The sequence below is a fragment of the Noviherbaspirillum aerium genome (assembly GCF_008929045.1).
GTDB lineage: Bacteria > Pseudomonadota > Gammaproteobacteria > Burkholderiales > Burkholderiaceae_D > Noviherbaspirillum > Noviherbaspirillum aerium.
In genome coordinates, this window is record NZ_VFAH01000009.1 from 209,567 (window position 1) to 236,125 (window position 26,559).

A 26,559-nucleotide genomic window follows, 5' to 3' on the forward strand; every position below is an offset into this window, starting at 1 on the left:
ACACATGGCAGGTGAGTGCATGGACCGTGCCTGACAAGTCAAGTTCAACGCGGCAGGGATGCTGCCCTGCCGGGCGTGGCAGGCGTGCCAGACATGCCAGGTGCCGCCGGAAACCTCGATGCCGCATCCTGCGGACGCAATGCTTCAGCAAGCGCTTCAATGATCGCGCGCCGCATTTCCCGCCAGCGCCTGTCGCTGCTGCGTGCGGACACATGCTTCTGGTTGATTTCCAGTTCGATGCCGAGATAGCTGCCGGCTGGAAAGCGGCGGCGCAGATGGACGGTGAATCCGTCGGAAGTGCCGCTGTAGGGATAATTCATGCGGATGCGCAAGCCGGTACGCACCCGCAGCGCGGATCGCCAGCGCCGGCACAGTTCCACTTCCGCCGCGCGCGACGGATCGTAGAGCAGGCCGATATCGGCATTGCGCACGTCGCCGTCGAGTTCGGGCGTGAAGCTGTGGCAGGACACATGGATCACCCGCGCGCCGCCATCGACGGCCTGGGCGATGTCCGCTTCCACCCTGCTGCGGTAAGGCAGGTAATGGCGGCGGAAGATTTCCTCGCGCATGTCGCTGGTGGCGGGGCGGGTGGCTTCCGAATACAGCCGGGGATGGCCCGGCGAGCGGTTCAGGTCGATAAGCAGCCGGCTGACGGTGGATGCCGCCAGCGGAGCAGACAATGCCCGCGACATGTCGCGGGCCATGCGCAATGCGCCGGCATCATAGCCGCGATGGGTATGGAGCAGCGCCTCATGGTCGGCGAAGAGGTGCCGGTAGCGGGCAGGAATGCGGTTGCCGCCGTGTTCGCAGGTAATGAAGAGAAAGTCGGGGCGGCTCAAGATGGCGTGGCCGAGGCCGCTGGAACGACATTGGCCGGCGCCGCGGAAAATTCGTCCGGCAGGAACATCCGGCCGTCCTGCAGGCAGGTGCACAGCTGCGCATACACTTCGCGCAGGCGCGCCCGCGGGGCGCCACCGTCGCCTACCGCGCGCAGGATGCGCCGGGCCAGCGGCCCCTCCTTGAGAATCGTGTGCAAGGGTTCGCGCCATGGCTCCTGGCGACCGTGATGGCCTTGGAGCGAATCATGCACGTCGTCTTCCATCATGTTGCCGATAAGGTGACGCCACAATTCCCCGGCGCTGCACTCGCGGCCCGCGTAACCCATGAGCCGCAGATAGGCGGGATCGGTGACGGCCGCCTGCTCCGCATCGCGCAGGCAGGCGTGCAGCAGGCCTGCCAGCATCGCCGTCGGCATGTCCTGCTGTTCCGCCAGGGTTGGCGCTTCATACAGCCGGCGCACCGCGTCGACCGTGGCGGCCGCAATCGCCAGGTCGGCCTGCGGGCACTCCTGGGTATCGATCACCCTGATCTCGATCGCGTTGCGGTCGAAGCGGGCGATGGCGCCGCGCGAATTGAGCCACTCATGCCTTAGCACGCCTTCCGGATCATGCGGCGCGATGTCTCGGTACATGGGCGCGAGGATGCGCTGCTCGTACTCGCTCCGGCTGCCCGCGTTTTCCGGCACGACCATGCCGGCGATCGAGGGAATGCCGTCGGCGTTGCCGGCATAGACCTGCATCCGGTAATCGGCGAAGCCGGTGATGCCGCCATCCGCGATGGGCGAGCTTGCGGCCAGCGCCGGCAGGATGGGCAGCACCAGGCGTATTGCCGCATGCAGGCGGGCGAATTGCGTATCGTCGGCGAAGGGCAGGTTGACATGCATGCTCTGCAGATTGGCCCAGCCATGGCTGCGGCTGTCGAAGATGCGGGCATAGGTGCGGTAGATCTCTTCATTGTCGTGCGGCCAGAGCTGCGTTTCCGCCAGCGGGTTCATCCATGGATGCATCGCGCCCGGCATCAGCCTCGCCTGCATGGCATCCAGCCTGCGGTTGATTTCCCGCACTTCACCCTGAAAGGCTTCATGCAGCAAGCCCAGCGAGGCGGCCGGCTCGCGGTTCTTGATTTCCACCACATGCAGCACCAGCTCATTGGACCAGCCCATGGCGCCGCGCCGTACTTCGCCGCCGCCTTGAGCATCCGCGCCGCGCAGCAGGCGGTCGGCCACCGGCAGCACGGACAGGCTGTCGCGATCGACGATCATGTATTCGAGCTCGATGCCGTAGCCCGTAAAGGCATGCAGCGGGGAAGACGCATTGTCGCTCATGAGTTCGGGTTTCCTTTCCGGGCCTCGATGCGCTTGCGGAAGACGCCCATGATTTCGCGGTACAGCGCATCGCCCAGCACCGCATCCTCGTTGCCCGCATCGACGTTGGGATTGTCGTTGATCTCGATGACCACCACCTGGTTGCCAACCTGCTTGAGGTCGACGCCATAGAAACCGTCGCCGATCAGGTTGGCCGCCTGTACCGCGATCTTCACCACGTCGTCCGGCGCCTCGCCTATCGACAGGGCTTCGGTCCGGCCTTCGCTGGTGCGCTGGTGCTCATGCTTGATGATCTGCCAGTGGCCGGGCGCCATGTAGTACTTGCAGACGAACAGCGGGCGCCGGTCGAGCACGCCGATGCGCCAGTCGAATTCGGTCGGCAGGTATTCCTGCGCGAGCACCAGTTCCGACTGCTGCAGCAGTTCGCTCACCCGGGCCACTAGTTCCTCCCCGGATTCGATCTTCACCACGCCGAGCGAGAAGGCGCCGTCGGGCTGCTTGAGGATGCAGGGCAGGCCGAGGGTGGGCACGATCTGGTCCACGTTGTCCTTGTGGACCACCATGTGCTTCGGCGTCGGAATGTGATGGCGCGTCAGCAGTTCATTCAGATAGATTTTGTTGGTGCAGCGCAGGATGGAGTCGGCATCGTCGATGACCACCAGTCCCGCCGACGCTGCCTGGCGCGAGACGCGGTAGGTATAGTGGTCGACATTGGTGGTGTCGCGGATGAAGAGCGCATCGCATTCGGCGATGCGACCGGCGTCCCCGGGGCCGACCAGCCGCGCCTCCATGCCCAGCAGTTCCGCCGCCTCGCAGAACTTGCGCATGGCATCGGGATTCGACGGCGCCTCCGCGCGCGCGGCATCGTGCAGAATCGCCACCGCCGGCTGGCGCGCGGACGTGTCGGTACGGATCTTGTGTTCCTTCAGATGCAGGCTGGCCGCCTGCGCCGCCAGTTCGCGGTGGTGCGGCGGCATGTCGCGGAGGCTGCCGCCGACCATGCTGCACAGGCGCCATGCGTTGTCCAGGCGCTCGAAGCGCGCATGCAGCACCGGCGCGCGCAGCAGCCTGAACAGCTGTTCGCAGAGATGCGGATGGAGGCCGTCCGCATCCTGTCCGAAATAAATGTTGAGATCGACCACATCCTCTTCGGTGCGCGCGAACGCGCAGTCGATCAGGTTGCCGAGGCGCTCGCCGATGTCCTGCACCAGCGTGTCGGACTGCAGGTCTTTCATCGCCTCGACATCGGGCAGCGGCTGGTGGCCGCGCGCCTCGGCCAGCAGCGACACGTAATAGCCCTCGCTCTGGTAGCGCCAGGAACGGCAGAGATTGAAGACCTTGGTGGAATGGATGTCCCCGTAGGCGGGGTCGAGCAGATAGGTGTGTGCAGGGACGACGGTAACGCCCGGGATGTCGTTCGGCCAATCTTGCGGCTGACTGACGACAAAGAGAATGTTCATGGCTCTTCCTGGCGCGGCCCGCAGCGCGGATGGATGATCAGCAGGTTGGCGTCATGCGTGACGATGCCGAGCAGGATGGCATTGACCACGCGGTCCACGCTGAGCCAGTAGGCCTGCGCGCTGTCGTAGGGATTCTGCTGGTAGGGGTCCACCACGAACACCTTGCGGCGTTCGCGGTCGTAGCCGCCGATGATCACGAAATGCCCCGACGGCAGGCCGCGCACGTCGTCGGGCGTATCGTCCGGGCCGTATTCGCGCGCGGCGCGGTAGAGGAAAGTGGAGCTGAGTCCGGTGATGATCGGCATCCTGCGGCGCAGGATGCCCCGGATCAGGTAGCGCGACAGATCGACCAGGCGCAGCCGCCCGCCAAGCTTGAGGAATTCGAGATATCCGTTGGTGGCATGCTGCAGGCGGTAATCCACCTTGTGCTCGCGCTGGCGCTGCAGCCGTTCCGCGATGTCGATGCCGGGTTCGGTGAACCACACCGGGTCGAACACATTGAGGTTGTAGGTATAGATCGTGGCCTGGTAACCCTTGCGCAGCGCATCGCAGGCTAGGAACACCGCGAAGGTGCCGCCATGCTCCAGCCGTCCCGTGCGCTTGATCACTTCCGGCAGCGCTTCGTCGTCACCCCAGTAGCGGTACACCGCATGCAGGCAGGTCGGGCCACAGGTGGTTTCGTCCGGCTGGGGCAGAATGCGGACCGGCAACTGCAACAGATCTTGTGCGCCTAAAACGCGGCTCTGCACGTCATGCTTGGTATCGGCATGCATCATGTCGTCCTGTTCCCCTGGCTGGTCGATGCTTGGCCAATGGAAGTTGTTTGGATTGCCTGTCAACATGCCGCTTGCCGCGCTGTCTTCGTCGGTAGGCCTTGCCATCGTCATGTTGACAGGCACTCTTAGCATTTTCGATGCCAGTTGGCGGCAGCCGGAGCATGCGCGCTTGCGGCGGCGTCGCGCGATGCGGCGGTGTACCAACTGACGCATCGCGCAGACAAAAGTTTCCCGCTGCCGCTGCTTCGGCATGAAAGATGCATGACGAAGAGGTTACGCCGACTCACTTGTCAGGAGACATCGCCGTGAACAGGACAAAGCACTTCTCCATGCCCTGCGCCATGCTGATGGCAGTCTTTCCCCTTGTTGCCGGCGCGCAGGCTGCCGCAGCCCCGATCGGTTCTGCCGAAGCCGCGGCCATTACCGCACCGGCCGTGCCGCCAGCCAGCCGCGAACTGTCTTCCGGCGGCGTCAATACCACCAGTTCGGAAGCCGGAGTGGATGCGCTGGCCGAGCGCGTGCCGGCTTCCCCGGCGGAACGCCTGAAGCCGGTCATGCGCAACGACATCACCTACCTGTGCGGCGGCGTCGGCGAGGAAGAGGCCGCTTACATCAGGCAGCAGGCATCGTCATACGACCTGATGCTGACCTTCGCCGCGCGCGACGGTGCCTACCTGGCCGACGTCAATGTCGATATCGCCGACGCCAGCGGCAACAGGCTGCTGCAGGCACGCTGCGATTCGCCAATGATGCTGGTGGACCTGCCGCGTGCCGGAAACTACCGCATCCGCGCCGATGCGCGCGGACATGTGATCCGCCGCAGCATCAAGGTGGCAGCCGGGCGCAAGACCGGCCAGCATCTGGCGACCGCCGTGCTGACCTGGCCGCAGCAGGTGGCGGAACATCCCGCGGTCCGTAGTGAAGCAAGCGGGGCAGGTACGGCAAGCGGAACGACCGGTTCGGGAAATGCGGAAGGGGCGGGAAAACCAGGAGGGGCAGGGCGTGGAACGCGCTGAATAATGCGGAGGGAGCAGATGGAGCAGATGAAGTAGATGAAGCGGGGGAGGCGAAGGGGGCGGGTGCCAGGCATACCCGGACATCAACACTTGAAGATGCGCAAAAGGCAAGCTTGGCCGAAGCGGCCACGCCTGCCTTTTGCATTGCCTGAGCAGTCGGTCAGGAATTGCGGATTACTTGTTGCGGTCTGCCGAGCCCTGGATTTTTTCACCGCCACGCTCGACGTCGCGGCCAAAGCCGGACATGGTGTTGCAAGCTGTCAAACCAACGGTAACGATCAAGACGCTCAGTACGGAGATGATTTTTTTCATGATTTATTTCCTTTCAGGTTAACGGGTAAAACAGATTTTCTTGACGCTGCAATGATCATGCCTGTTTGTAAGACGGACATGCTTCTCTGCAACACCGGCTGTCAGCACCTGGTTCCACCAAGGTGGATGCTGCGTACATCGATGAAACCTGGCACTTGTGCGGGTTGTGACTGCGCTGACTGCTCCCCTGCACATACGCGCCTGCCGATACTGAGAGTCGGCTCGACAGGCCTGCGTTCTAAAGATTGTTCACGGTCAAATGATTGTTCATAGTCAAATCTCAACGCCGCTTGAACAGCAGGCTGAGCAGCAGTCCGGTGCCCACCGCCATCGCCACCGACTGCATCGGCTTGTCCTTGACGTAGGTGCTGGTGGTTTCCATGCCGCGGTTGAACTGGCGGCTGGCCTCGGTAGCGATACCCTTGGCCGCATAGCGCATGGTGCCGAACTTGGCCATCAGTTGCGCATGCGCCTGCACCAGCTCTTCGTCCGAAAGATTGGGAGAGCGGTTGACCAGCGCATCGAGATCGCTTTTCAGGCTCGACAGTTCGGTACGCAGCGAGGCGGCCGAGCGCGGCGTGCCCTTGCCGTCGCTTGCCATGGTGATGCTGCTGACGACTCCGCCGCTGGCGCCTTCGCTGTCGCCGCGCGAATAGATCGTGCCTGCGGGGCGGTCGCTGCCTGCGGCCGATGGGGGATTGGTATCCATGGATCACTCCTTGAAGACGTTTGCCTGATGCGAAGGGCAATGCCGCGGTCTTCGGATTCCCGCCGGTCATTGGCCTTCCCCGTCCGCAATCCGAGGACCGCGGCAGTGCCAATGGAAGTGAGGAATCGAAACACCCTGGCGTCTGCGATCGCATCAGGATTTGCCAATGCCTCGCACAGCATCAGGCGGCCTCTCTTCCCTGGCAACTTGCCCTGCATTCAGCAAGGCCTGTGCCATCTGTACTTGCTTGCCGCAGGAAGCGCCAACTCCATGAAAGCGAAAGAATTTACCCGGTGAATCAGAAAGGGCACAAGGCCGCGGGCAAGCCGCATTCCAAATTTGTACAAATTGAATGTAAGTATTGCAACCTTGTTGGGTGCAAATCTTTATGTGCATTGCCTAGGGAAAACAGGCTCGGCGCAGCCATCGACAAACCGCTTGCTGCAATTTCCTTAAGGAAACATAATTCCGCATGGCCGGATGTCTCCCGATGAACATCCGCACGGAACTGAATCAGCAAAAGGAAGGTTTCCATGTCGAATTTCGGAAACGATGAAGCGCGCGGCTACATGCATCAACTGCTCAAGGTCATGCACCAGCAGGGCGGATCGGATCTGTTCATTTCTTCCGACTTCCCGCCGAGCATGAAGCACCAGGGAGCGATGAAGCCGCTGAGCCAGCAGAAGCTGACCGGCGAGATCACGCGCAAGCTGGCGCTGTCGCTGATGAACGACAAGCAGCGGCAGGAATTCGACACCGAATTCGAATGCAATTTCGCCATCTCGTTGCCGAACGTCTGCCGGTTCCGGGTGAACGTCTTTGTTCAGCAGCAGCAGGTCGGCATGGTGATCCGCACCATCGCGGCCGAGATTCCGAATTTCGAAAAGCTGCAGCTGCCCGAGGTGCTCAAGGATGTGATCATGACCAAGCGCGGCCTGGTGCTGGTGGTGGGCGGCACCGGCTCGGGCAAGTCGACCACGCTGGCGGCAATGATCGATCACCGCAATGCCAGCTCGTCGGGGCATATCATCACCGTCGAGGACCCGGTGGAATATGTGCACAAGAACAAATCCTGCCTCATTACCCACCGCGAAGTCGGCGTCGACACCCTGTCCTGGCATCATGCGCTGAAGAACACGCTGCGCCAGGCACCGGACGTGATCCTGATCGGCGAAATCCGCGACACCGAAACCATGGAGCATGCCATCGCCTTCGCGGAAACCGGCCATCTCTGCCTCGGCACGCTGCATGCGAACAATGCCAACCAGACCATCGACCGCATCATCAACTTCTTCCCGGAAGAGCGGCGCAACCAGCTGCTGGGCGATCTGTCATCCAACCTGCGCGCCATCATTTCGCAGCGCCTGGTGCGCACCGAGGACGGCAAGGGCAGGCGCGCCGCCATCGAGATCCTGCTCAACACGCCGACCATCGCCGAGCAGATTCTCAAGGGCCAGTTCCATGCGATCAAGGAAACCATGGCCAAGTCGCGCGAGCTTGGCATGCGCACCTTCGACCAGGCCTTGTTCGATCTTTACAACGCCGGGCACATCGGCTACGACGAAGCGATCCGCAATGCCGATTCGGCCAATGAACTGCGGCTGCAGATCAAGCTGCGCGCCAATCGCGGACAGCCGGGCGAGGCATCGGCATTCAACCTGGCGCTGGACGAGGAAAAGGAAGACGTCGAAGAAGAAAAGAAATAGGGCTGCGGCCGGTTACCGTTCATCATGGGGCCGGAAAACCCCAGCGGGAGTGATGGCCAAGGGCAGGCACAAAGTAGGCGGAATGGCAAGGGCGCCGCGCTGCGCCTGTCGATTCGAGCCAACATTCCCCCCAACGGCGGCATGTCTTTCTCACGCCGGCCATCCATATTGGTTAAGATAGCGGTCGTCCACCCCGCCTCACCTTTATGACTACAGATTCCAATCACATCCTGGTTGTCGAAGATGACGAGCACATCGGCCAGGTACTCAAATTCATGCTGGAACGCCAAGGTTACCGCGTCAGCCTGTTCAATGAAGGCCTCGCCGCCCGCGACGGCATGGAAGCCGCCGGCGAGATTCCCCGCCTGATCCTGCTCGATGTCATGCTGCCTTACATCGACGGATTCGAACTGGTGAAGATAATTCGCGCCAGGACCGGATGGGAAGCGGTGCCCATCGTCATGCTGACCGCGAAGACCATGGAACAGGACATCGTCCGCGCGCTCGATGCCGGCGCCAACGATTATGTCGTCAAGCCCTTCCAGCCGAATGAACTGCTGGCCCGCATACGACGCTTCCTGAGAGCCAAGCCATGAGCCGGCCCGCGCGATACCGATACGCCGCATGCGCATTGTCGGCGGCGGCCATGGCCGCGGCGTCATTGGCCGCACATGCCGGAACCACGGCGGGCCTGTTCGTCGGTCATGAACATCTCAACAGCGGCTCTCCCGACTGGCAGGAGACCTCTGTCAGGATGAGCCACGAACTCGCGCCGCGCCGGCTGTTCGATCTCGCCGTCACGCAGACCGAGCGCTTCGACCTGCGCGACAGCCAGATCGCGGCCGCCTACGTCGCGCCGCTGTCCCGCCAACTGACCGCCAGCGTCGAAGCCAATGCCAGCCCGACCCACAGGGTCCTGGCGCGCAATGCCTTCGGCACCGCGCTGCAGTATGAATTCGCGCCGGCCTGGCTGATCCATGCCGGCGCGAAGACCACCCGTTACGACGAGGTGCGGGTGAACCAGTCGCTGCTGATGCTGGAACACTATTTTTCCAGTTTCAGCTGGGCTCTCGGCTGGCGCCCTGCGCGCGCCTTCCACACCACGGCGCACAGCGGCGAAGCGCGCGCCAGCTACTATTACGGCGACCGCAATTCGGTTGGCATCATCCTCGCCGGCGGCAAGGAAGCCGCCAGCATCGGCGGCAGCGTGGCGCTGACCAGCCTGCGTTCGGCGACGCTCGTCGGCCGCCACTGGCTCAGCCGCGACTGGGCGTTCAACTACGGCATCGGCTCGTCCCGGCAGGGCGAATTCTATGTTCGCAACGGAGTGAGCATCGGTGTCCAGCACACTTTCTGATCCGCTGCTGGCGGCTGCCTTCTGGACCGGTTTCGCCGCACTGATCGTGACGCTGCTGCTGGCTGGCGAGATTGTCAACCTGCGCATGGCCCTGCGCCGCAGGCAGCGACGTGAGCAGGCCGCGCTCGCCAAATGGCGCCCCGTGCTCAATGCCGCCATCATCGGCGACATTCCCGAATCGCTGCCGCGCCTGCGCCGCGGCGAGCGCCTGGTGTTCCTGAAATTCTGGGTCCACCTGCACCAGTCGCTGCGCGGTTCGGCCAGCGCAGACCTCAATGAGGTGGCGATGCGGCTGCGGTGCGATGTCCTGGCACGCGAGCTGCTGGTCGGCCGCCGCCGCGCCGCCCGGCTTCTTGCCACCCTCGTGCTCGGCCACCTGCGTGACCGCGAGTCCTGGGATCTCCTGCAGAAGCAGGCCGCTTCCGACGACAGCACCGCCTCGCTGTACTCGCTGTGGGCGCTGGTGCAGATCGATCCCAAGGCAGCGGCCGGCACCATGATGCCGTTCTTCATCGGACGCGACGACTGGGCGCTGTCCCAGGTTGTCAGCATCCTGCAGGAAGCGCGCGAAGATTGCGCGGAAGTGCTGGAGCAGATCATTCCCGAACTTTCCGACAACCGCCTGCCGCGCGCCCTGCAGCTTGCCGAAGCCTTGCGCGCCGACCTGCCGCCCACGATGCAGGCGGGCATGTTGCGGCATGAATCGGTCACGGTGCTGGTTACCGCCTTGCGCATTGCCTCCAGTCCCGCCGTGTGCGGCGAGGTGCGGGCGCATGTCGCGCATCCCGACTGGCGCGTGCGCGTGCAGGTTGCCAAGGCGCTCGGCCGCATCGGCGGCCGCGAGGATGTGGAGCCGTTGACGCGGCTGCTCAACGATTCCGAATGGTGGGTGCGCTACCGCGCCGCGCAGGCGCTGGCCGAGCTGCCCTTCCTGGAACCCGGCGAGCTGGAGCGCCTGCGCAACGAAGCCTCCGACCGCTACGCGGCCGACATGCTGACGCAGGTGCTGGCCGAAAAGGAGATGGCATGAGTACCCATGCGCTGATCGTCGCCTTCGTTACCTGGTTCGTCATCTGCTATTTCATCGTGCTCAACGGCGGCTATCTGCTGCTCAATCTGCTGGCCATCATTTCCCTGCGCCGCCGCGGCGAAGAACGGATTCTCGACGACCTGCCGCAAGCCTATTCCGGACTGGAACCGCCGATCAGCCTGCTAGTGCCGGCCTACAACGAGGAATCCACCATCGCCGCCTCGGTGCGTTCCATGCTGCAACTGCAGTATTCCGAGCTGGAAATCATCGTCATCAACGACGGCTCGAAAGACAATACCCTGCAGGTGCTGAAGGAGGAATTCGGCTTGCTGCCTTTCCCGGAAGCCTACCGGGTGCAGATCGAAACCAAGCCGATCAACGGAATCTTCCGCTCGACCCGTTATCCAAACCTGCGCGTGATCGACAAGATGAACGGCGGCAAGGCGGATTCGCTCAATGCCGGCATCAATGCCTCGCGCTATCCGCTGTTCTGCGGCGTCGATGCCGATTCCATCCTGCAGCGCGACAGCCTGCAGAAGGTGGTCAAGCCTTTCCTGCACGATCCGACGGTGGTGGCGACAGGCGGCACGGTGCGCGTGGCCAATGGCTGCGACGTGCGCGGCGGCTTCCTGACCAGCGTCGGCCTGCCGCGCAACCTGTGGGCGATGTTCCAGGTGGTGGAGTATCTGCGCGCCTTCCTGTTCGGCCGGCTGGGCTGGTCGGCGATCAATGGCATGCTGATCATTTCCGGCGCCTTCGGCGTGTTCCGCAAGGAAGCGGTGATCCTGGCCGGCGGCTACCGCCCCAAGACCATCGGCGAGGACATGGAACTGGTGGTGCGCATGCACCGCGTGCTGCGCGAGCGGCGCCAGCCGTACCGGATTGAATTCGTGCCGGAGCCGGTGTGCTGGACCGAAGCGCCGGAAGATCGGCAAACCTTGCGCAACCAGCGCATACGCTGGCAGCGCGGCCTGTCGGAAAGCCTGTCCTCGAACTGGGGGCTGATGTTCAGCCGCAACGGCGGCGTTCCCGGCTGGTTCGCTTTCCCGTTCATGGTGCTGTTCGAATGGCTGGGACCGCTGGTGGAACTCGGAGGCTATCTCTTCATGGCGGTCGCCTTCGCATTCGACTGGATTTCCTGGGGCGCCGCGTCGATCTTCCTGTTCGTCGCCATCGGCCTCGGCATCATGCTCTCGGCATCGGGGCTGCTGCTGGAAGAAATGTCGTTTCATATCTATCCGAAAGGGCGCCACCTGGCATGGCTCGGTCTGATTGTGATCATCGAAAACTTCGGCTACCGCCAGCTCAACAGCTACTGGCGCCTGGTCGGATTGTGGCGCTGGGCGACGCAGAGCGAGGCGAGCTGGGGCGTAATGACGCGCAAGGGCACCTGGCAGAGGAAATAGCAGGGCGCCGGCAGGCGGGGCGGCCGGCACTGTCGGCGCAGCGCCTTTGGCCGCCGGCACGGCTGGCCGCGCTGGGTTCGGCAATGGCAGGCGGATTGCTTATCGTGACTTCATCCCATGCCGCCGGAGCGGCCATTCTCCAGTCCTGTCCCTCCGCGCAGCAGCTGCAGCCGGAGCAGGGTGCGCATGCCAGCCTTGTCACCCAGGCCGACGGCACGCGCATGCGCCTGTTCGTGAGCGCCGCGGAGCAGCCTGGCTGCCGGGGAATTTCCCTGCCGGTGCCGACCGATGCCATCGCCGCGATCCATCCCGTTTCCCCCGCCGCTGCCAGTGCCCTGGGCGACATGGTCCTCCTCCAGGGGCCGGAAAAGGAAGGGCGCTTTCTGATCGGCAGCGCCTCGGGCACGGCGGCTGCATCATCGCGCCGCGATGCGCTCAGCCCCATGCCCTTGCGTGAAAACCTGCTGCCGGGAATGACGGTGCGCGGCTTCGGCGTCGAGGAACGCATCCGGGCGCAGATCTCCGACGGCAGGCTGCGCCTGCAATGCGCCCCCGGCAGCAAGCCGGCCGGCGTGATGTTGAGCGCGCCCTGGACCCTGACGCAGGCCCAGGCCGAGCTGCAGCTCAAGGCTGCCGGCAGCGGACGCTATGAAGTGCAGGTGCAGGACGCCGCCGGCGCCGCCGGCGGAAGCGCGCTGGCACTTGGTCATCTGGAGGCGGAAAGCAGACGGGAGCAGCGCCTGGCGTTGCCGCGCGCCGGCATCGACCGCCTGCGCTGGCGCAGCTTTTCCATCGCCTGTCCGATGGAAAAATCGGAATTGCTCATCGAAGACATGCGGCTGCTGCCGCGCGCCACCCCGGGAGCCGGCGCGCCGGGCAGGTCAACATGGATCTGGCAGCCGGCCGACTGGCACCAGCCGGAGAGGGCATTTGCGCACGCCGAGCGCCATGGCATCCGTACCCTGTTCATCTCCGCGCCGGTGAAGGAAGGCGCGGTGGCCGAACCCGCGCGGCTTTCCGCCTTCATCCGCGATGCGTCCAGGCGCGGCATCGAAGTGTGGAGCGTCGACGGCGATCCGCACATGGTGCTGCCAGGCGAGCATGCGGCATCGGTGCGGCGCGTGCGCGCCTATGCGGCCTACAACCGGTCGGTTCCTCCGGAGGCGCGCCTGCGCGGCCTGCAGTTCGATATCGAGCATTACCTGGTGGCCGGCTACGAATTGTCGGCGCCTGCGCTGGACCGGCATTATCTTGCGCTGGCCGCAGCCCTGCACCGGGCGGCGGCAGGCTTGCCGCTGGAATTCGTGGTGCCGTTCTGGTGGGCCGACAAGACCGAGCTGCTGAAGTCGCTGGCCCCGCATGCGTCCGGATTGACCGTGATGGATTACCGGACCGATCCGGAGCAGATCCTGCGCTTCGGCGCACCCTTTCTTGACTGGGCTGCGAGCCACAACAAGCGCGTGCGCATTGCGCTGGAAGCCGGCCCGGTCGATGCGGAATGGCAGCGCCGTTATGTGAAGGCGGCCGATGGCGAACTCTGGCTGGTGAGGCTGGACCAGACGCCGGTGCTGGTCCTGCTGAAGCAGCCGCAGGCAGCGCCGGCAGGCGTTCAGGCCTATCGCTTTGTGTCAGACCGGCTGCTCGACGGCTCCGCCACCACTTTCCACCGCGACCCGGCGCGCATGCTGAGGCTGCTGCCTTCGCTGGAAGCGGATTTTTCCGCATGGCCGGGGTTCGCCGGCATCGCGCTGCATGAGTTGAAGTAAGAGCACGGCTCCGACGCTTCCCCGTACCTGCTGCCCATGAGGAGGGGTGAAACCGCTCTAATCTTCCACCAGCCTATGACTGACGGCCGCAAGCAGCCCACTACACTGCACAATCGCCCTCAAGCCGCCAGCGGCAAATCCACATGAAACATCGTGTACTTGCCAGGTTCGCTTTCGAAGGAAATCGCGCCGCCGTGTTCCTCGACAATGCTCCTGCAGATGCTCAATCCGAGGCCGGTGCCGCCCTTGCGGCGGGAGTCGCTCGCATCGGCCTGCGCGAACTTCTGGAAAATGCGATCCCTGAAGTGCTCCGGAATGCCGCTGCCATGGTCGATCACCGAGATCCTTGCATTCCCGTCCCGCCGTTGCACCTTTACGGTCACCGTCGCTTCCGGCGGCGAGAACTTCACCGCGTTCGACAGCAGGTTGTGCAGCACCTGGATCATGCGGTCATGGTCGACCTGCAGTTCAGGATCGCTGCCGTCGGTTTCCAGGGCAAGCCGCACCCGGTACTGCCGCGCATAGGCATCCATGGCCTCCATCGCTTCCTTCACCAGGGGTCGCAGCCGCTGCCGCTGCATCCGGTACTCCATGCCGCCCGCCTCGATCTTCTGCACGTCGAGCACATCATTGACCAGCCGCACCAGCCGTTCGCAGCTCTGGTGGGAGATGTTGAGCAAGCCCCTGACGTCCGGCGGCAGCTCCGCCCCCATGCCGTCCATGTCGTCCACCAGCATTGACAGCGATGCGCGTATGGAGGTGAGCGGCGTGCGCAATTCATGCGAGACGGTGGACACGAATTCATTCTTCATGCGCTCGACTTCCTTGCGTTCGGAAATGTCGTGCAGGAAGGTGCTGAAGAAATAGGTATCGGCCGTGCCTGCCAGTCCGATGGTGGCCTCCACCGGAAACTCCCGGCCGTTTCGATTGACCACGATGCGTTCCATGCGCCGGTTCAGATAATCCGGTGCGCCGCTGCGGTGGAATTCGACAAGCGCGCCGGCGTAGCGCTCATGGAAGCGACGGGGAATGATGAGCTCTTCGAGGCCGCGGCCGATGGCTTCGTCGGCGCGCCAGCCGAACATCTGCTCGGCGCGGCCGTTCCAGTCGGTGACCTTGCCATGCAGGTCGACGCCGATGAAGGCATCCTGCGCCGTCTCGATAATGGTCTTGATGCGCTTCTCGCTGTTGCGCACCTCCGCCAGCGCCTGTGCCAGTTCCTGCGTGCGCTGTTCGACGCGGCGCTCCAGCGTCTGGTTCAGGTCGCGCAGCGCCGATTCCTTCTGCAGCAGATCCGCCACGAGCGCGTTGAGGGAGCCGGAAAGGTGGCGCACCTCGAGATAGTCGGTGTCGATCTGGGGAATGCCGGCCGCCTGGCGTGTCTGCACCTGCCGCGCGCAGGCGGCAAGCTCTCCGAGCGGACGGGCGATCCGGCGCGCCACCAGCCAGCCTATCGCCGAGAACAGCAGCGCCAGACCGAGGCCGCTCCAGAACACCTGGCGCTGCAGGCGTTTCGCCGGTGCATAGGCTTCCTCGACATTCTGGCGGATCACGACGGTCCAGCCGAGACCGGGATAGTCCGCATAACCATTGCTGGTGCTGTGGCCGACCAGGTATTGTTTGCCGTCGTCCCATTCTTCGATATGGAAGCCGTTCGACTTGCCGTCATCCAGCCGGTACCGCTTGATGTCGAGGGTCTTCCCCTGCACACCGGGCGGCCCGAGCAGGACGACGCCGTTGCGGTCGAGGATCATGGATTCGACATGGCGGCGGACGGCGATCGGCGTGATGATGGAGCGCTCGACGTCCCGCGCCCATTGCCAGGAAAGATGAACGCCCAAAACGCCGAGCAGCTTGCCGTCGCTGTCGAGGTAGGGGAAGGCCACATCCACGAAGCGCTTCGGTTCGCCGGTAGGATTGGGCAGCAGCTTGGCAAGCAATACCGCTTCATGGACATCGCCGAGATAATTGCCCGCCAGCGCATTCCTGAACCAGGGACGCTGCGCCACGTTCGCGCCTTCCAGCATCTTTTGCGTCGCGGCGAGCACCTTGCCGTCGGGGTCGGTCAAGCCCATCCATGCGTAGAAACCATAGGTCTGCTGGCGTTCATCGAGCACCCGGCGCTTGTCGGCGATGCTCACCTCGCGCGAGGTCAGGTCCTTGCGCATCGCCATCAGCCTGACTTCGCGGTAACGCTCATGCATGCCGCGGTCGAGCTTGTCCGACGTCTGCGTCGCCAGTTCAGCCAGGCCGTTGCCGATGTTGGTCTTGATCTGCCGGGTGGCCGTGATGCCGATGACCTCGACCAGGATGATGGTCAGCACAACGGTCATCAGCGAAAACACCAGCGCAAGGTAAACACCGATGCTGCGGTTCGAAAGGGGATTCTTGTTGTTCATGCAATGACCATGATGGCGGCGTTGGCGCCGGCGAGGCGCCGGTCATGCATGTTAGCATTGCCGCGAAGCGATACGGCGTTCGCCATGCGTCTCTGATGCCGTGTATCGGAGCGAGGCGGAAGGGAGGGGATCTGTGCCGCGGTACGGTCGCCGGCCTCGGCCGGGATAGGGAAAATGCGTCGCGCAGGGGGGAATCAGGGCGGAGCGAACCGAAGAAAGTGAACGGCTCATGCTGGTGCCGCGGCTTGCGCGGCACCAGCATGCTGTGACCTGGCCTTGGTTCAGCCTTCCCGATTGCGGCGATAGACCAGTTCGTCAACGTCAGTGGCGCCGGCTTCGCCAAGGATGCTGGAAGCGCGTGACTGCAGCTCTTCATTCTCGGCGTTGACCGTCATGACGATCGTGCCGCGCTGAACCATTTTCTGCGGCGCGCTGGTATCCGGCCGGCGGCTGATGTCGGTGCCGGCATCCGGATCGCCATCATGCAGCCGGTCAAGGAAACTGGGGGAGTCGGGATTGCTGTCTTCCTTGCGGTCGACCACGAAATTGCCTTGCACCGGGCCGGCTTCGTCCCAGGTGGAAGTCATGTTGATGCTGGAATCGGGGAAGCCGTTGCTGAGCAATTGTTCCCGCGCCTGTTCGGCGTCGGCGAGGCGGTCGAACACGCGCACCAGGGTATTTGCCATCGTCATTCTCCTGCGGATCGGTATGGAATCGATTTGGGAATACGCGGACCGGGTCCGCGAACATTCCTGTCTGACTATGGCGAAACTGATAAGTGCCCGCCCGGGCGTGTTGCACCAGCCACGGGTTGCCGCATTCAGCCGAGCGGCAGCCGCTTGCCCTCGCGCACCATCTGCTCGAAGGCGTCGTTCGATATCGGCGGGCTGAAGAGATAACCCTGCAACTGGTCGCATCCGAGATTGCGCAGGAAAGTCATCTGTTCCAGCGTTTCCACGCCTTCGGCCACGATTTCCTGGCGCAACTGCTGGCCCATGGTGACGATGGCCTGCGCGATCGCGCAATCGTTCTCCTCGCGCGGCAGGCCGATGACGAAGGAACGGTCGATCTTGAGCGTGCTGATCGGGAATTTTTTCAGGTAGGCAAGGCTGGAATAGCCGGTGCCGAAATCGTCGAGCGCCAGCGCCAGGCCCATCGCCGCCAGCTCGTTCATGATGGGAATGACCTGCTCCGGCCCGCGTACGAGCAGGGTTTCGGTAATCTCGAGCTTGATGCGGTCCGGCGTGACATCGTATCGCTCCAGCACCTCCTGCACGCGTTGCGGCAGGCCGCGGTCGAACTGGCGCGACGACAGGTTGACCGCGATCGGCGGCGCCTTGAAGGCGCGCTGGGTCCATTCCCGGATCTGGCGGCAGGCTTCTTCCAACACCCAGCTGCCGATCTCAAGAATGAGGCCGGTTTCTTCCGCCACCGGAATGAACAGGCCCGGCGGCACCATGCCGCGTTCGGGATGACGCCAGCGGATCAGCGCCTCGGCGCCGACGATGCGGCCGCTGCGCAGGCTCACTTTCGGCTGGTAGTGCAGCAGCATCTGGCCGTTCGCCAGCGCGCGCCGCAATTCTGTTTCGATGCGCAGATGCTCCTTCGCCCGCTCATTCATTTCCGAACTGTAGAACACGTAGGAGACATCGCTGTTCTGCCTCGCCTTGGTCATCGCCGCATCGGCAAAGCGCAGCAGCGATGCACTGTCGAGCCCGTCTTCGGGAAATACGGAGATGCCGATGTGGGCAGCGATGTGGAGTTCATGCGACTCGTTGGCGAACGGCGCGTCGAGCGCCGCGCGCAGTTTCCTGGCCACGATGCCGGCATGTTCGCGTTTCTGGATGTCGAGCAGCGCCACCGCGAACTTGCCGCCGTCGATGCGCGCCAGCACATCCTCGTCGCGCAGCGCCGCGCGGAAGCGGCGGGATATTTCCCGCAGCAGTTCTTCCGCGATGTCGTAGCCAAGCGTGTCGTGGATGGCGGTGAAGCGGTCGAGGTCGATCACCATCAGGGCGCCATGCTTGCTGCTGCGGCGCGCCGCGGTCAGCGCCTGGCCCACCAGCTGGCTGAGCAGGGTGCGGTTGGGCAGACCGGTCAGGCTGTCGTAGTTGGCCATCTGCTGTATGCGCGCCTCGGCTTCCTTGAAGACGCTGATGTCGGAAAAGATCGAAAAGGCGTGGGTGATCCTGCCTTGGTCGTCGCGCACGACGCTGATCGACACCGACTGCGGAAATATTTCGCCGTTCTTGCGCTTGCCGAAAATCTCCCCCTGCCATGGGCCCGAACCCAGCATGGCCGAACGCACCTCGGCGCGGAAGTCGGCATTGTGCCGGCCCGACCGCAGCAGATCCGGCGTCTTGCCGATGGCTTCGGCGGCGGAATACCCGGTGATGCGGGTGAACGCCGTGTTGACCGATACGATGCGTTCGTCCGCATCGGTGATCAGGATGCCCTGGTCGCTGTCTTCGATGATGCGGGCATGCAGACGCAGCTTGTCTTCCGGCGACAGCCGCTCCTTGATCTCCGACATCCTGGCCACCATGCCATCCGGATTGCCGGCCTCGTCGTGGCGCAGGGACAGCGCGAGGCTGGCCCAGAAGATTTCACCCGACTTCTTGCGGCGCCTGACTTCCATCAGCGAAGTGCCATGTTCCAGGAACAGTTCCGCTATCTCGTTATCGTCGTCCGCATACAGGAACAGCACATGCTGGCCGATCGCCTCTTCGCGGGTGTATCCGAACAATTGCTCGGCGCCGGCATTCCATCCGGTGACATAGCCGGTCAGGTCCATCTCGATGGCTGGTTCGACGGCTGCCGCAGAAGGAGCGGCCTGCTCCTGGGATGTCCGGACGCTCGCTTTCGCGATGCGCAGCAGGTTCTCCAGCTCGCTCAATGCCTGCAGCTGTGCGGCGCCGTCAAGGTCGCGCGCATTGCGGCAAAGTGCGATGCAGAGGTCGAGTGCGCTGTCAGGCATTGCCTGCCCCGCGGCTTTCCCGGACAACGCCGAGCATCCAGCCGTGCGCCTCGATCAGAAGCTGGTTGAATTCTTCGGCCGGCACATGCCATTGCACAAGCAGGGCAGCGGCCTCTGCCGGTTCCTTGCGCTCAACGTGTTCGATCAGGCGTAGCAGCTGCCCGAGATCGCCTTCATATTCCAGCACCGCATTGAGCAGCGCGGTGCTGACCTTCAGCGGTTTGAGCACCTCGGCCAGCGGCATGCCGAACAGGATGCCGAGCAGCGAAAACATCCCGGTCATGAAGGCCACTTCCTGTGCCGACTTGTCCATGCCGGCCGCCTTGGCGCACAGCTCCATGGCGCGCGCCCTGACCGCCACCCGCGCCAGCAGCATCGCCGAGCGTTCATCGTTCGCCCGGGAAGAGAACAGCATCAGGTTGAGCCAGCGGCGCAGCTGCGCGCGGCCGAGAATCAGGATCGCCTGTGAGAAGCTGGTGATCTGCCTGCTCATCCCCATGCCGAGCGAATTCACCAGGCGCAATAGATGATAGGACAGCGCCGGATCGCGCCGCAGGACGGCTTCGATTTCATGCGTATCGGCATCGGCCGTCACCAGCTGCACCAGCTGCAGCGCAAGCGCGCGAGATGCAGCCTGCGCACCCGTCGGCTTGGCGGGCGGGGCGAGATACCAGTTGCCGGCGATGTAGTTTGCCTGAGGCGAAAGGGACGCAAGCTGATCGCTATGCTGCAGCGTCGTGCGATCCAGCGGCGCCAGTCCTGCGGCAAGCAGGGCCTTCTTCATCGGTGTATCGGGAATGAAAAAGCAGGAAATTTGCCCGGCCAGCTTCGACAGCTCTTCCTGCCAAGGCAGGTCTTCCATGCCGGCGCCACCCTCCGGGCCGGCATCAATGACCAGACCTGCGAGATTGCGGTTGCGGTCGGCCAGAAGATCTATCGAGACCAGGGGCGCATGCGTTGTAATCATCTTGTGCGTGTTGCCGAAAGTTCGCGGTGACTGAACGGCAATGGTACTCCGTTTCGGCCATATTGTTGTTAATAGGAAATGCTTTATTTGCCACTATCGTCCATCGTCCATCGGCGTGGAGTCGGACCGGACCGCTGCGTAAGGCAAGGCGGATGCATTGTTTACGGCGGAAACCCGCGCGAGTTGAATGCCTGCCGCTGAGATTTCATGACAGGCAAGGAGGGGAATGGGAATTCGGTCAAGCGCTGCAGCGATGCGGGCCTTCGCTGCAGAGACAGACGATGCAGGTATTGGCTTACCGGGTCGGAGCGCCGCCCAAACCGCTGGGCCCCGGCGCGGCCGGGTTGCCGGCGCCCACTCCCATGCCTGCGCCGGGCACCGACAGCGGATTGCCCTGCACATCGTTGGAGCCCTGAACCGCGGCGGGCGGCTGGCTCAGCTGCGCGCCTTCCCGTGTGATCATGCAGCCGCCAAGCGAGACGGCAAGCAGCAGTGGCAGATATCGGATCTTCATCGGCACCTCAGAAACCAAGGCCGATACCGACGCCGCCACCGCTTCGTCCGCCCCAGCTGCCGCCACCGATTCCGATATGCACACCGCGGCCGGGATAAGTCGGATCGTTATAGACGCTATTGGCGCCCTGCGGCGGCGCATCGCTATTGGGAGCGGAGGCGCAACCGGCCAAGGCAACGGCGATTGCGGCTCCGATAAGAATGGATTTCATGGCATCTCCGTAAAGACAGTATTTCAAGCTTAGAGACCTGCGACCGGAGGCAGTTCTCCGGCGAGACGGAGCAAAGCCATGACGGCGATTAAGTGCGATGCCAAAGTATTTGGCGAGAACGAATATTTCGAATTGCCAGTTTGAGCTGAAGTTTGTATAATCATGGGCTTGCTTGATATCACTTCTCGCAAGCAGTTCAATGGTGGCCGTAGCTCAGTTGGTAGAGTCCAGGATTGTGATTCCTGTTGTCGCGGGTTCGAGTCCCGTCGGCCACCCCAAAGAATTCTGCAAGAGCCCAGTTCAAAAGACTGGGCTTTTTTATTGCGCGTTCGCTGTCATGCGCATTCTCCTCGCGCTTACCTTTCCAGTTTCTTCTTCTCCACACTCAAGTGTGCAAGCGCGAAGCGCAAGCCTCGTCTTCAAAGACGCCGCGTCATATCCATCGACGCTGGCCGCCATTCCTCGATATCTTCCGGCGGGCAGATGGTCGGCGTGCCGCGATGGAGTATGAAGAAACACCAGCCGGAAACACTCCATCGCGCTTCATGTTCGCCGTGCGAGGTGGTGACGATGCAAAGCTCTCCATCTTTCAGGCGGGAGAGGGCCGAATCTGTTCTCATGATTTATCCAGGCAATTGCAGCCATGCCTGATGCATGGCCTCGTGCTGCTGCGAGCTTGGCATCATCCGTTCTCATGCACGTTCATTCGCAAGGCGATGACGAGACGATGAAAAAGGAATTGACGCAAGCCGCTCCATCAATACTGTACAAAATTACAGTATCAAGGGGCAAGCTCTCTTTTGTAACTGCGTGCGCCTCAATTTGAGACAGTGCAATTGTTTCCTGTTGAATCAGTGACTTGGGAAGAAACGCCAAGCTTGTCCACAGAGTTGACCACAGAAAATGTGGGTAACTTCAGCCTGCGAAGGATGAGGCAAATCGGAGACGGAAAAGTCTTGGGTGCGAAAGGGAATCGGGCCATGCGGGCCGCGCGCATGAACAAATGTTGCTGCATGTCATAACATTGTTGCGGTACGACACTATGATTGCTGCATCTGCCGGACATCCAAGCAAACGATGACGGCAGCCAGGTATGCCGTCAGAGCCGAACAAGAACGGGACGGCATACCAACCACCCTCCGACTACTCCCCTTTTATTGACATCTACCGATCCGCGGCATCCGGAGTCAGGCCGAAGCGGCGATCTGCGTTACCGGCGGCCGTATGCCGAGCAGCTTGTGGAATGCGCTGTCAAGACTGGATTTGCTGCCGGTCGTAAATCCGCTCAGCGTGCCGGGACCATCCTGGCGCAGCAAGGCGCGCTCGGTCAGCAGGCGCACCAGCTGGCGCGCTACCGGTTCTCCGGTATCGACCACGGCGATGGGGCGCGTGGTGATGCGGGCAAGAATCTCTTCAATCAGCGGCAGGACAAACGGGTAGTGCGTGCAGCCCAGCACCAGCGTGTCGGCGCCTTGTTCTATCAGGGGCTCGACATAACCGCGCAGCATGGCGGCGGTCGCGGCGGAATGCAGCTCGCCTTTTTCCACCTGGTCCGCCAGTCCTATGCAGGGCTGCGGAAGAAAGACGACATTGGTCGCGGCGGAGATCTGCTCGCGCAGTTGATGAAACTTGTCGCTCGACAGCGTGCCCTTGGTCGCCATCACGCCGACGGTGCCGGTCTTGGTGAGCGCGGCGGCCGGCTTGAGGCCAGGCTCGACGCCGACGACGGGCAGGGAAGGGTAGCGTTCGCGGATCGCCCTGATCGCCGCCGCGGTTGCGGTGTTGCAGGCAACTACGAGTGCCTTGGCATTGAACTGCAGCAGGAATTCGGCAATCGCCAGCGAGCGCGCGACGATTTCCGATTCCGGCCGACCGCCGTAAGGCGCAAAGCCGGAATCGGCGAAGTAAAGCAATTGCTCGTTCGGCAGGCAGGCGTGAATGTACTTCAGCACCGACAAGCCGCCGATGCCCGAATCAAAGATACCGATGGGAGCTTCCGCCCCCGCCGGTATCGTTGCGTTCGCCGCTTGCGAAGTGACGGTCACGTTTGCGGAACGGGTCCGGTCAGGCAACGGTCACGGGGATCTTCGACAGATTGCCTGTCGAAATGCGTTCCTGCCATTCCTTCGGACCGGTGTTGTGCACCGAGATGCCGTTGGAATCGACGGCCACCGTCACCGGCATGTCCTTGACTTCGAACTCGTAGATGGCTTCCATGCCGAGGTCTTCGAAGCCGACCACCTTCGCGCCCTTGATCGCCTTCGACACCAGATAGGCGGAGCCGCCGACGGCCATCAGGTAAGCCGACTGGTGCTTCTTGATCGACTCGATCGCCACCGGACCGCGCTCTGCCTTGCCGATCATGGAAATCAGGCCGGTCTGTTCCAGCATCATGTCGGTGAACTTGTCCATGCGTGTCGCGGTGGTCGGGCCTGCCGGGCCGACGACTTCATCGCGCACCGGATCGACCGGGCCGACGTAGTAGATCACGCGGTTGGTGAAGTCCACCGGCAGCTTCTCGCCCTTGGCCAGCATGTCCTGGATGCGCTTGTGCGCCGCATCGCGGCCGGTCAGCATCTTGCCGTTCAACAGCAGAGTCTGGCCCGGCTTCCAGGAAGCGACTTCTTCCTTGGTGAGCGTGTCGAGATTGACCACCTTCGACTTCTCGGTGTCGGGTGTCCACTGCACGTTCGGCCATTCGGACAGTGATGGCGGTTCGATGTAGGTCGGGCCGGAGCCGTCGAGCACGAAATGCGCATGGCGGGTGGCCGCGCAGTTCGGAATCATGGCCACCGGCTTGGAAGCCGCATGGGTCGGATGCATCATGATCTTCACGTCGAGCACGGTGGTCAGGCCGCCCAGGCCTTGCGCGCCGATGCCGAGCGCATTGATCTTGTCGCACAGTTCGATGCGCAGTTCTTCGGTCTTGTTTTGCGGACCGCGCTTCTTCAGTTCATACATGTCGATGTCTTCCATCAACACCTGCTTGGCCATCAGCATCGCGCGCTCGGCGGTGCCGCCGATGCCGATGCCGAGCATGCCCGGCGGACACCAGCCCGCGCCCATGGTCGGCACGGTTTTCAGCACCCAGTCGACGATGGAGTCGGACGGGTTGAGCATGACGAACTTGGACTTGTTCTCCGAGCCGCCGCCCTTGGCCGCGACCTGCACGTCAACCGTGTTGCCCGGCACCAGTTCCATGTGCACCACGGCCGGCGTGTTGTCCTTGGTGTTCTTGCGATCGAACTGCGGATCGGCCACCACCGAGGCGCGCAGCACGTTGTCGGGATGGTTGTAGCCGCGGCGCACGCCTTCATTGACGGCATCGGTGATCGAGCCCTTGAAACCCTCGAAGCGCACTTCCATGCCGATCTTCAGGAAGACGTTGACGATGCCGGTATCCTGGCACAGCGGACGGCGGCCTTCGGCGCACATGCGCGAATTGGTCAGGATCTGCGCGATGGCGTCCTTGGCGGCCGGGCTCTGCTCGCTTTCATAAGCGCGCGCCAGGTGCTGGATGTAATCGACCGGATGGTAATAGCTGATGTACTGCAGCGCGGCGGCGACCGATTCGATCAGGTCTTCTTGCTTGATGATAGTCATGATGGTGTGTGAGCGTGAGTCAGTGGGAGTTCTTGATATGGTTTGCCGTCGTGCTGGCCATGATCTTGTCGCAATAGGCAATCGCCATTGCCGACACCAGGAAGGCGAGATGGATTCCGGTCTGGGCCATCAGCGTCTTGGCGTCATAGGCGCCGGCATTGATGAAGGTCTTGAGCAGGTGGATCGAGGAAATGCCGATGATCGCGGTGGCCAGCTTGACCTTCAGCACCGAAGCATTCACATGCGACAGCCACTCCGGCTGGTCGGGATGGCTTTCCAGGTTCATGCGCGAGACGAAAGTCTCGTAGCCGCCGACGATGACCATGATCAGCAGGTTGGAAATCATGACCACGTCGATGAGGCCGAGCACCACCAGCATGATGGTGGTTTCATTAAGCTTGGTCGGCTGTTCCGCGCCCTTGATGGCCACGGCCTGGAGAATATGTTCGAGCGCCGCCTGGTTACCGAGCGCCGCGCCGATGAGGTCGACCAGTTCGACCCAGAAATGGAAAACATACACGCCCTGCGCCAGGATCAGGCCGAGGTACAGCGGCAGCTGCAGCCACCGGCTCATGAAGATCAAATTCGGCAGGGGACGGATCGGACGAGTCGCTTTGGTGGTTTCGTGATCGAGTTGATTCATGAAGTGGTGTTGAAGCCAAAAAAACCGCTACATTTTACACGGGTCGGCAAATCCTGATCGGCGTTTTGGCAGGATGCCTGCGCGCCGGACAAGGCTGAGAATTCTCAAGGGAAGGCCATGGGAAAACGCTATAAACCGTGATAAGACAGACAATTTGGCACCGTGGCGCTGAAGACGTCGGCAAGGCGCGCAAGGCAATGTAAGGCTTCAGTAAGCGTATAAGCTTACCTTGATGGCAAACAAACATCCCGGCAGGAGACCACCATGGCAGACATCGAAACGCTCAAGCAGGAAAACCGCATCTTCAATCCGCCTGCGGAATTTGTTGGCAATGCCACCATTTCCGGCATGGAGGCGTACAAGGCCATGTGCGCCGAGGCGGAGCGGGATTATGAGGGTTTCTGGGCGAAGTTGGCCAATGAAAACATCCAGTGGCAAAAGCCCTTCACCAAGACTTTGAACGAAGCCGATGCGCCGTTCTACAAGTGGTTTGAGGACGGTCAGCTCAATGTCTCCTACAACTGCCTCGACCGCAACCTGCAGAACGGCAATGCCGGCAAGACCGCGGTCGTCTTCGAAGCGGACGACGGCAAGGTCACCAGGGTCACCTACCAGGAACTGCATGACAAGGTTTGCCAGTTTGCCAACGGCCTGAAGTCGCTCGGCATCAAGCGCGGCGACCGCGTCGTGATCTACATGCCAATGTCGGTGGAAGGTATTGTCGCCATGCAAGCCTGCGCCCGCATCGGCGCCACCCACTCGGTGGTCTTCGGCGGCTTCTCCGCCAAGTCGCTTCAGGAGCGCATCATCGACGCCGGCGCGGTGGCCGTCATCACCGCCGACGAGCAGGTGCGCGGCGGCAAGCAGCTGCCCCTCAAGGCGATCGTCGACGAAGCCATCGCCATGGGCGGCTGCGAGCACCTGAAGAACGTCGTGATCTACCAGCGCACCGGCGCCAATATCAACGTCGTGCAGGGCCGCGACCTGTGGATGAAGGATGTCGTCGCCAACCAGGCCAGCACCTGCGAGCCGGAATGGGTCGATGCCGAGCATCCGCTGTTCATCCTCTACACCTCCGGCTCCACCGGCAAGCCCAAGGGCGTCCAGCATGCCTCCGGCGGCTACCTGCTGTGGGCCATGCTCACCATGAAATGGACCTTCGACATCAAGCCGTCGGACATCTTCTGGTGCACCGCCGACATCGGCTGGGTCACCGGCCATACCTACATCGCCTACGGCCCGCTGGCCGTCGGCGCGACCCAGATCGTGTTCGAAGGCGTGCCGACCTATCCCAACGCCGGCCGCTTCTGGGACATGATCGCCCGCCACAAGGCCACCATCTTCTACACCGCGCCAACGGCCATCCGCTCGCTGATCAAGGCCGCCGACGCCGATGCCGCGGTGCATCCGAAGCAGTACGACCTGTCATCCCTGCGCCTCTTGGGTTCGGTCGGCGAGCCGATCAATCCGGAAGCCTGGATGTGGTACTACCGCAATATCGGCAACGAGAAGTGCCCGGTGGTCGACACCTTCTGGCAGACCG

At 62.8% G+C, this 26,559-nt stretch carries 25 protein-coding genes and 1 tRNA gene; 9 read left to right on the top strand and 17 right to left on the bottom strand.

Translation table 11 applies throughout. The features are described from left to right. Window positions 1-44 precede the first annotated feature (44 nt). From FH061_RS15335 to FH061_RS15350, 4 genes are read right to left on the bottom strand one after another with little or no spacing between them, the layout of a single operon-like run. Window positions 45-839 (bottom strand): N-formylglutamate amidohydrolase, encoded by a 795-nt coding sequence (locus FH061_RS15335; protein WP_151636691.1) that lies wholly within the window; start codon window positions 837-839, stop codon window positions 45-47. Further along, the gene (locus FH061_RS15340) at window positions 836-2,164 is read right to left on the bottom strand and encodes a carboxylate-amine ligase (RefSeq protein ID WP_151636692.1); all 1,329 of its coding nucleotides are present in this window, start codon (window positions 2,162-2,164) and stop codon (window positions 836-838) included. Before FH061_RS15340 ends, FH061_RS15335 begins: the two co-directional genes overlap by 4 nt. Beyond that, the gene (locus FH061_RS15345; protein ID WP_151636693.1) at window positions 2,161-3,624 is read right to left on the bottom strand and encodes a RimK family protein; all 1,464 of its coding nucleotides are present in this window, start codon (window positions 3,622-3,624) and stop codon (window positions 2,161-2,163) included. The genes FH061_RS15340 and FH061_RS15345 overlap by 4 nt, the downstream gene beginning before the upstream one ends. After that, window positions 3,621-4,322, bottom strand: coding sequence for a cysteine peptidase family C39 domain-containing protein (locus tag FH061_RS15350; protein WP_404822475.1), 702 nt, complete (start codon window positions 4,320-4,322; stop codon window positions 3,621-3,623). Before FH061_RS15350 ends, FH061_RS15345 begins: the two co-directional genes overlap by 4 nt. A gap of 383 nt (window positions 4,323-4,705) precedes the next feature. On the opposite strand from FH061_RS15350, the gene FH061_RS15355 reads away from it, so the two are divergent. After that, window positions 4,706-5,416 (top strand): hypothetical protein, encoded by a 711-nt coding sequence (locus FH061_RS15355; RefSeq protein WP_151636694.1) that lies wholly within the window; start codon window positions 4,706-4,708, stop codon window positions 5,414-5,416. A 174-nt stretch (window positions 5,417-5,590) separates the two neighbouring features. On the opposite strand, the gene FH061_RS15360 is transcribed toward FH061_RS15355, so the two are convergent. From FH061_RS15360 to FH061_RS15370, 3 genes are all read right to left on the bottom strand, one after another. Continuing rightward, entirely contained in the window at window positions 5,591-5,728 is a 138-nt protein-coding gene (locus FH061_RS15360) for an entericidin A/B family lipoprotein (RefSeq protein ID WP_151636695.1), read from the bottom strand. A 280-nt stretch (window positions 5,729-6,008) separates the two neighbouring features. Continuing rightward, window positions 6,009-6,437: a DUF883 family protein gene (locus FH061_RS15365; RefSeq protein ID WP_225984687.1), complete on the bottom strand. Its 429-nt coding sequence runs from the start codon at window positions 6,435-6,437 to the stop codon at window positions 6,009-6,011. A 298-nt stretch (window positions 6,438-6,735) separates the two neighbouring features. Next, window positions 6,736-6,972, bottom strand: coding sequence for a hypothetical protein (locus FH061_RS15370; RefSeq protein ID WP_151636696.1), 237 nt, complete (start codon window positions 6,970-6,972; stop codon window positions 6,736-6,738). On the opposite strand from FH061_RS15370, the gene FH061_RS15375 reads away from it, so the two are divergent. The 6 genes from FH061_RS15375 (at window position 6,971) to FH061_RS15400 (ending at window position 13,702) form a co-directional block, all read left to right on the top strand. Further along, window positions 6,971-8,143 (top strand): PilT/PilU family type 4a pilus ATPase, encoded by a 1,173-nt coding sequence (locus tag FH061_RS15375; RefSeq protein WP_151636697.1) that lies wholly within the window; start codon window positions 6,971-6,973, stop codon window positions 8,141-8,143. The two genes, FH061_RS15370 and FH061_RS15375, sit on opposite strands and share 2 nt — an antisense overlap. Before the next feature lie 206 nt (window positions 8,144-8,349). Next, complete coding sequence (locus FH061_RS15380) at window positions 8,350-8,739, top strand: response regulator transcription factor (protein WP_151636698.1); 390 nt, start codon at window positions 8,350-8,352, stop codon at window positions 8,737-8,739. Beyond that, window positions 8,736-9,500 carry a YaiO family outer membrane beta-barrel protein gene (locus tag FH061_RS15385; protein WP_151636699.1) on the top strand — a complete coding sequence of 255 codons (765 nt, stop codon included), beginning with the start codon at window positions 8,736-8,738 and terminating at the stop codon, window positions 9,498-9,500. The genes FH061_RS15380 and FH061_RS15385 overlap by 4 nt, the downstream gene beginning before the upstream one ends. Next, window positions 9,481-10,530, top strand: coding sequence for a HEAT repeat domain-containing protein (locus FH061_RS15390; RefSeq protein WP_151636700.1), 1,050 nt, complete (start codon window positions 9,481-9,483; stop codon window positions 10,528-10,530). Before FH061_RS15385 ends, FH061_RS15390 begins: the two co-directional genes overlap by 20 nt. After that, on the top strand, window positions 10,527-11,936 hold the full coding sequence (locus FH061_RS15395; RefSeq protein ID WP_151636701.1) for a glycosyltransferase family 2 protein: 1,410 nt from the start codon (window positions 10,527-10,529) through the stop codon (window positions 11,934-11,936). Before FH061_RS15390 ends, FH061_RS15395 begins: the two co-directional genes overlap by 4 nt. Window positions 11,937-12,040: 104 nt before the next feature. Then, the gene (locus tag FH061_RS15400) at window positions 12,041-13,702 is read left to right on the top strand and encodes a hypothetical protein (RefSeq protein ID WP_151636702.1); all 1,662 of its coding nucleotides are present in this window, start codon (window positions 12,041-12,043) and stop codon (window positions 13,700-13,702) included. A 119-nt stretch (window positions 13,703-13,821) separates the two neighbouring features. On the opposite strand, the gene FH061_RS15405 is transcribed toward FH061_RS15400, so the two are convergent. The 6 genes from FH061_RS15405 to FH061_RS15430 all read right to left on the bottom strand — a co-directional run bounded on the left by FH061_RS15405 (window position 13,822) and on the right by FH061_RS15430 (window position 20,770). Beyond that, window positions 13,822-16,101 (bottom strand): sensor histidine kinase, encoded by a 2,280-nt coding sequence (locus FH061_RS15405; RefSeq protein WP_151636703.1) that lies wholly within the window; start codon window positions 16,099-16,101, stop codon window positions 13,822-13,824. A gap of 281 nt (window positions 16,102-16,382) precedes the next feature. Continuing rightward, window positions 16,383-16,787 (bottom strand): hypothetical protein, encoded by a 405-nt coding sequence (locus FH061_RS15410; RefSeq protein WP_151636704.1) that lies wholly within the window; start codon window positions 16,785-16,787, stop codon window positions 16,383-16,385. A gap of 134 nt (window positions 16,788-16,921) precedes the next feature. Further along, window positions 16,922-19,078, bottom strand: a complete 2,157-nt coding sequence (locus FH061_RS15415; protein ID WP_151636705.1) for a putative bifunctional diguanylate cyclase/phosphodiesterase — start codon at window positions 19,076-19,078, stop codon at window positions 16,922-16,924. Next, window positions 19,071-20,045 carry an EAL and HDOD domain-containing protein gene (locus FH061_RS15420; protein ID WP_151636706.1) on the bottom strand — a complete coding sequence of 325 codons (975 nt, stop codon included), beginning with the start codon at window positions 20,043-20,045 and terminating at the stop codon, window positions 19,071-19,073. The genes FH061_RS15415 and FH061_RS15420 overlap by 8 nt, the downstream gene beginning before the upstream one ends. A 295-nt stretch (window positions 20,046-20,340) precedes the next feature. Then, window positions 20,341-20,559, bottom strand: coding sequence for a hypothetical protein (locus FH061_RS15425; RefSeq protein ID WP_151636707.1), 219 nt, complete (start codon window positions 20,557-20,559; stop codon window positions 20,341-20,343). Window positions 20,560-20,566: 7 nt separating this feature from the next. After that, window positions 20,567-20,770: a putative periplasmic lipoprotein gene (locus FH061_RS15430; RefSeq protein ID WP_151636708.1), complete on the bottom strand. Its 204-nt coding sequence runs from the start codon at window positions 20,768-20,770 to the stop codon at window positions 20,567-20,569. A 202-nt stretch (window positions 20,771-20,972) separates the two neighbouring features. Here FH061_RS15430 and FH061_RS15435 point away from each other — a divergent pair. Further along, window positions 20,973-21,048, top strand: a tRNA-His gene (locus FH061_RS15435). A gap of 141 nt (window positions 21,049-21,189) precedes the next feature. Here FH061_RS15435 and FH061_RS15440 read toward each other — a convergent pair. The 4 genes from FH061_RS15440 to FH061_RS15455 form a co-directional block, all read right to left on the bottom strand. After that, on the bottom strand, window positions 21,190-21,390 hold the full coding sequence (locus tag FH061_RS15440) for a hypothetical protein (protein ID WP_151636709.1): 201 nt from the start codon (window positions 21,388-21,390) through the stop codon (window positions 21,190-21,192). Window positions 21,391-21,957: 567 nt separating this feature from the next. Continuing rightward, window positions 21,958-22,815: a glutamate racemase gene (murI, locus tag FH061_RS15445; protein ID WP_225984688.1), complete on the bottom strand. Its 858-nt coding sequence runs from the start codon at window positions 22,813-22,815 to the stop codon at window positions 21,958-21,960. 19 nt (window positions 22,816-22,834) lie between these two features. Further along, complete coding sequence (locus tag FH061_RS15450) at window positions 22,835-24,373, bottom strand: fumarate hydratase (protein WP_151636710.1); 1,539 nt, start codon at window positions 24,371-24,373, stop codon at window positions 22,835-22,837. Window positions 24,374-24,392: 19 nt separating this feature from the next. After that, window positions 24,393-25,016, bottom strand: a complete 624-nt coding sequence (locus FH061_RS15455; RefSeq protein WP_151636711.1) for a TIGR00645 family protein — start codon at window positions 25,014-25,016, stop codon at window positions 24,393-24,395. Window positions 25,017-25,280: 264 nt separating this feature from the next. Between FH061_RS15455 and FH061_RS15460 the strand changes: the two genes are divergently transcribed. Further along, a partial coding sequence (locus FH061_RS15460) for an acetate--CoA ligase (protein ID WP_151636712.1) occupies window positions 25,281-26,559 on the top strand: 1,279 nt, incomplete at its 3' end.

Excerpts from the sequence above, each read along its gene's own strand:
- FH061_RS15395 (WP_151636701.1), top strand. The coding sequence starts at position 10,527 with ATGAGTACCCATGCGCTGATCGTCGCCTTCGTTACCTGGTTCGTCATC.
- FH061_RS15375 (WP_151636697.1), top strand. The coding sequence starts at position 6,971 with ATGTCGAATTTCGGAAACGATGAAGCGCGCGGCTACATGCATCAACTG.
- FH061_RS15455 (WP_151636711.1), bottom strand. The coding sequence starts at position 25,016 with ATGAATCAACTCGATCACGAAACCACCAAAGCGACTCGTCCGATCCGT.
- FH061_RS15365 (WP_225984687.1), bottom strand. The coding sequence starts at position 6,437 with ATGGATACCAATCCCCCATCGGCCGCAGGCAGCGACCGCCCCGCAGGC.
- FH061_RS15345 (WP_151636693.1), bottom strand. The coding sequence starts at position 3,624 with ATGAACATTCTCTTTGTCGTCAGTCAGCCGCAAGATTGGCCGAACGAC.
- FH061_RS15430 (WP_151636708.1), bottom strand. The coding sequence starts at position 20,770 with ATGAAATCCATTCTTATCGGAGCCGCAATCGCCGTTGCCTTGGCCGGT.
- FH061_RS15415 (WP_151636705.1), bottom strand. The coding sequence starts at position 19,078 with ATGCCTGACAGCGCACTCGACCTCTGCATCGCACTTTGCCGCAATGCG.
- FH061_RS15360 (WP_151636695.1), bottom strand. The coding sequence starts at position 5,728 with ATGAAAAAAATCATCTCCGTACTGAGCGTCTTGATCGTTACCGTTGGT.
- FH061_RS15450 (WP_151636710.1), bottom strand. The coding sequence starts at position 24,373 with ATGACTATCATCAAGCAAGAAGACCTGATCGAATCGGTCGCCGCCGCG.
- FH061_RS15340 (WP_151636692.1), bottom strand. The coding sequence starts at position 2,164 with ATGAGCGACAATGCGTCTTCCCCGCTGCATGCCTTTACGGGCTACGGC.
- FH061_RS15385 (WP_151636699.1), top strand. The coding sequence starts at position 8,736 with ATGAGCCGGCCCGCGCGATACCGATACGCCGCATGCGCATTGTCGGCG.
- FH061_RS15410 (WP_151636704.1), bottom strand. The coding sequence starts at position 16,787 with ATGGCAAATACCCTGGTGCGCGTGTTCGACCGCCTCGCCGACGCCGAA.
- FH061_RS15425 (WP_151636707.1), bottom strand. The coding sequence starts at position 20,559 with ATGAAGATCCGATATCTGCCACTGCTGCTTGCCGTCTCGCTTGGCGGC.
- FH061_RS15370 (WP_151636696.1), bottom strand. The coding sequence starts at position 6,972 with ATGGAAACCTTCCTTTTGCTGATTCAGTTCCGTGCGGATGTTCATCGG.
- FH061_RS15420 (WP_151636706.1), bottom strand. The coding sequence starts at position 20,045 with ATGATTACAACGCATGCGCCCCTGGTCTCGATAGATCTTCTGGCCGAC.
- FH061_RS15405 (WP_151636703.1), bottom strand. The coding sequence starts at position 16,101 with ATGAACAACAAGAATCCCCTTTCGAACCGCAGCATCGGTGTTTACCTT.
- FH061_RS15440 (WP_151636709.1), bottom strand. The coding sequence starts at position 21,390 with ATGAGAACAGATTCGGCCCTCTCCCGCCTGAAAGATGGAGAGCTTTGC.
- FH061_RS15380 (WP_151636698.1), top strand. The coding sequence starts at position 8,350 with ATGACTACAGATTCCAATCACATCCTGGTTGTCGAAGATGACGAGCAC.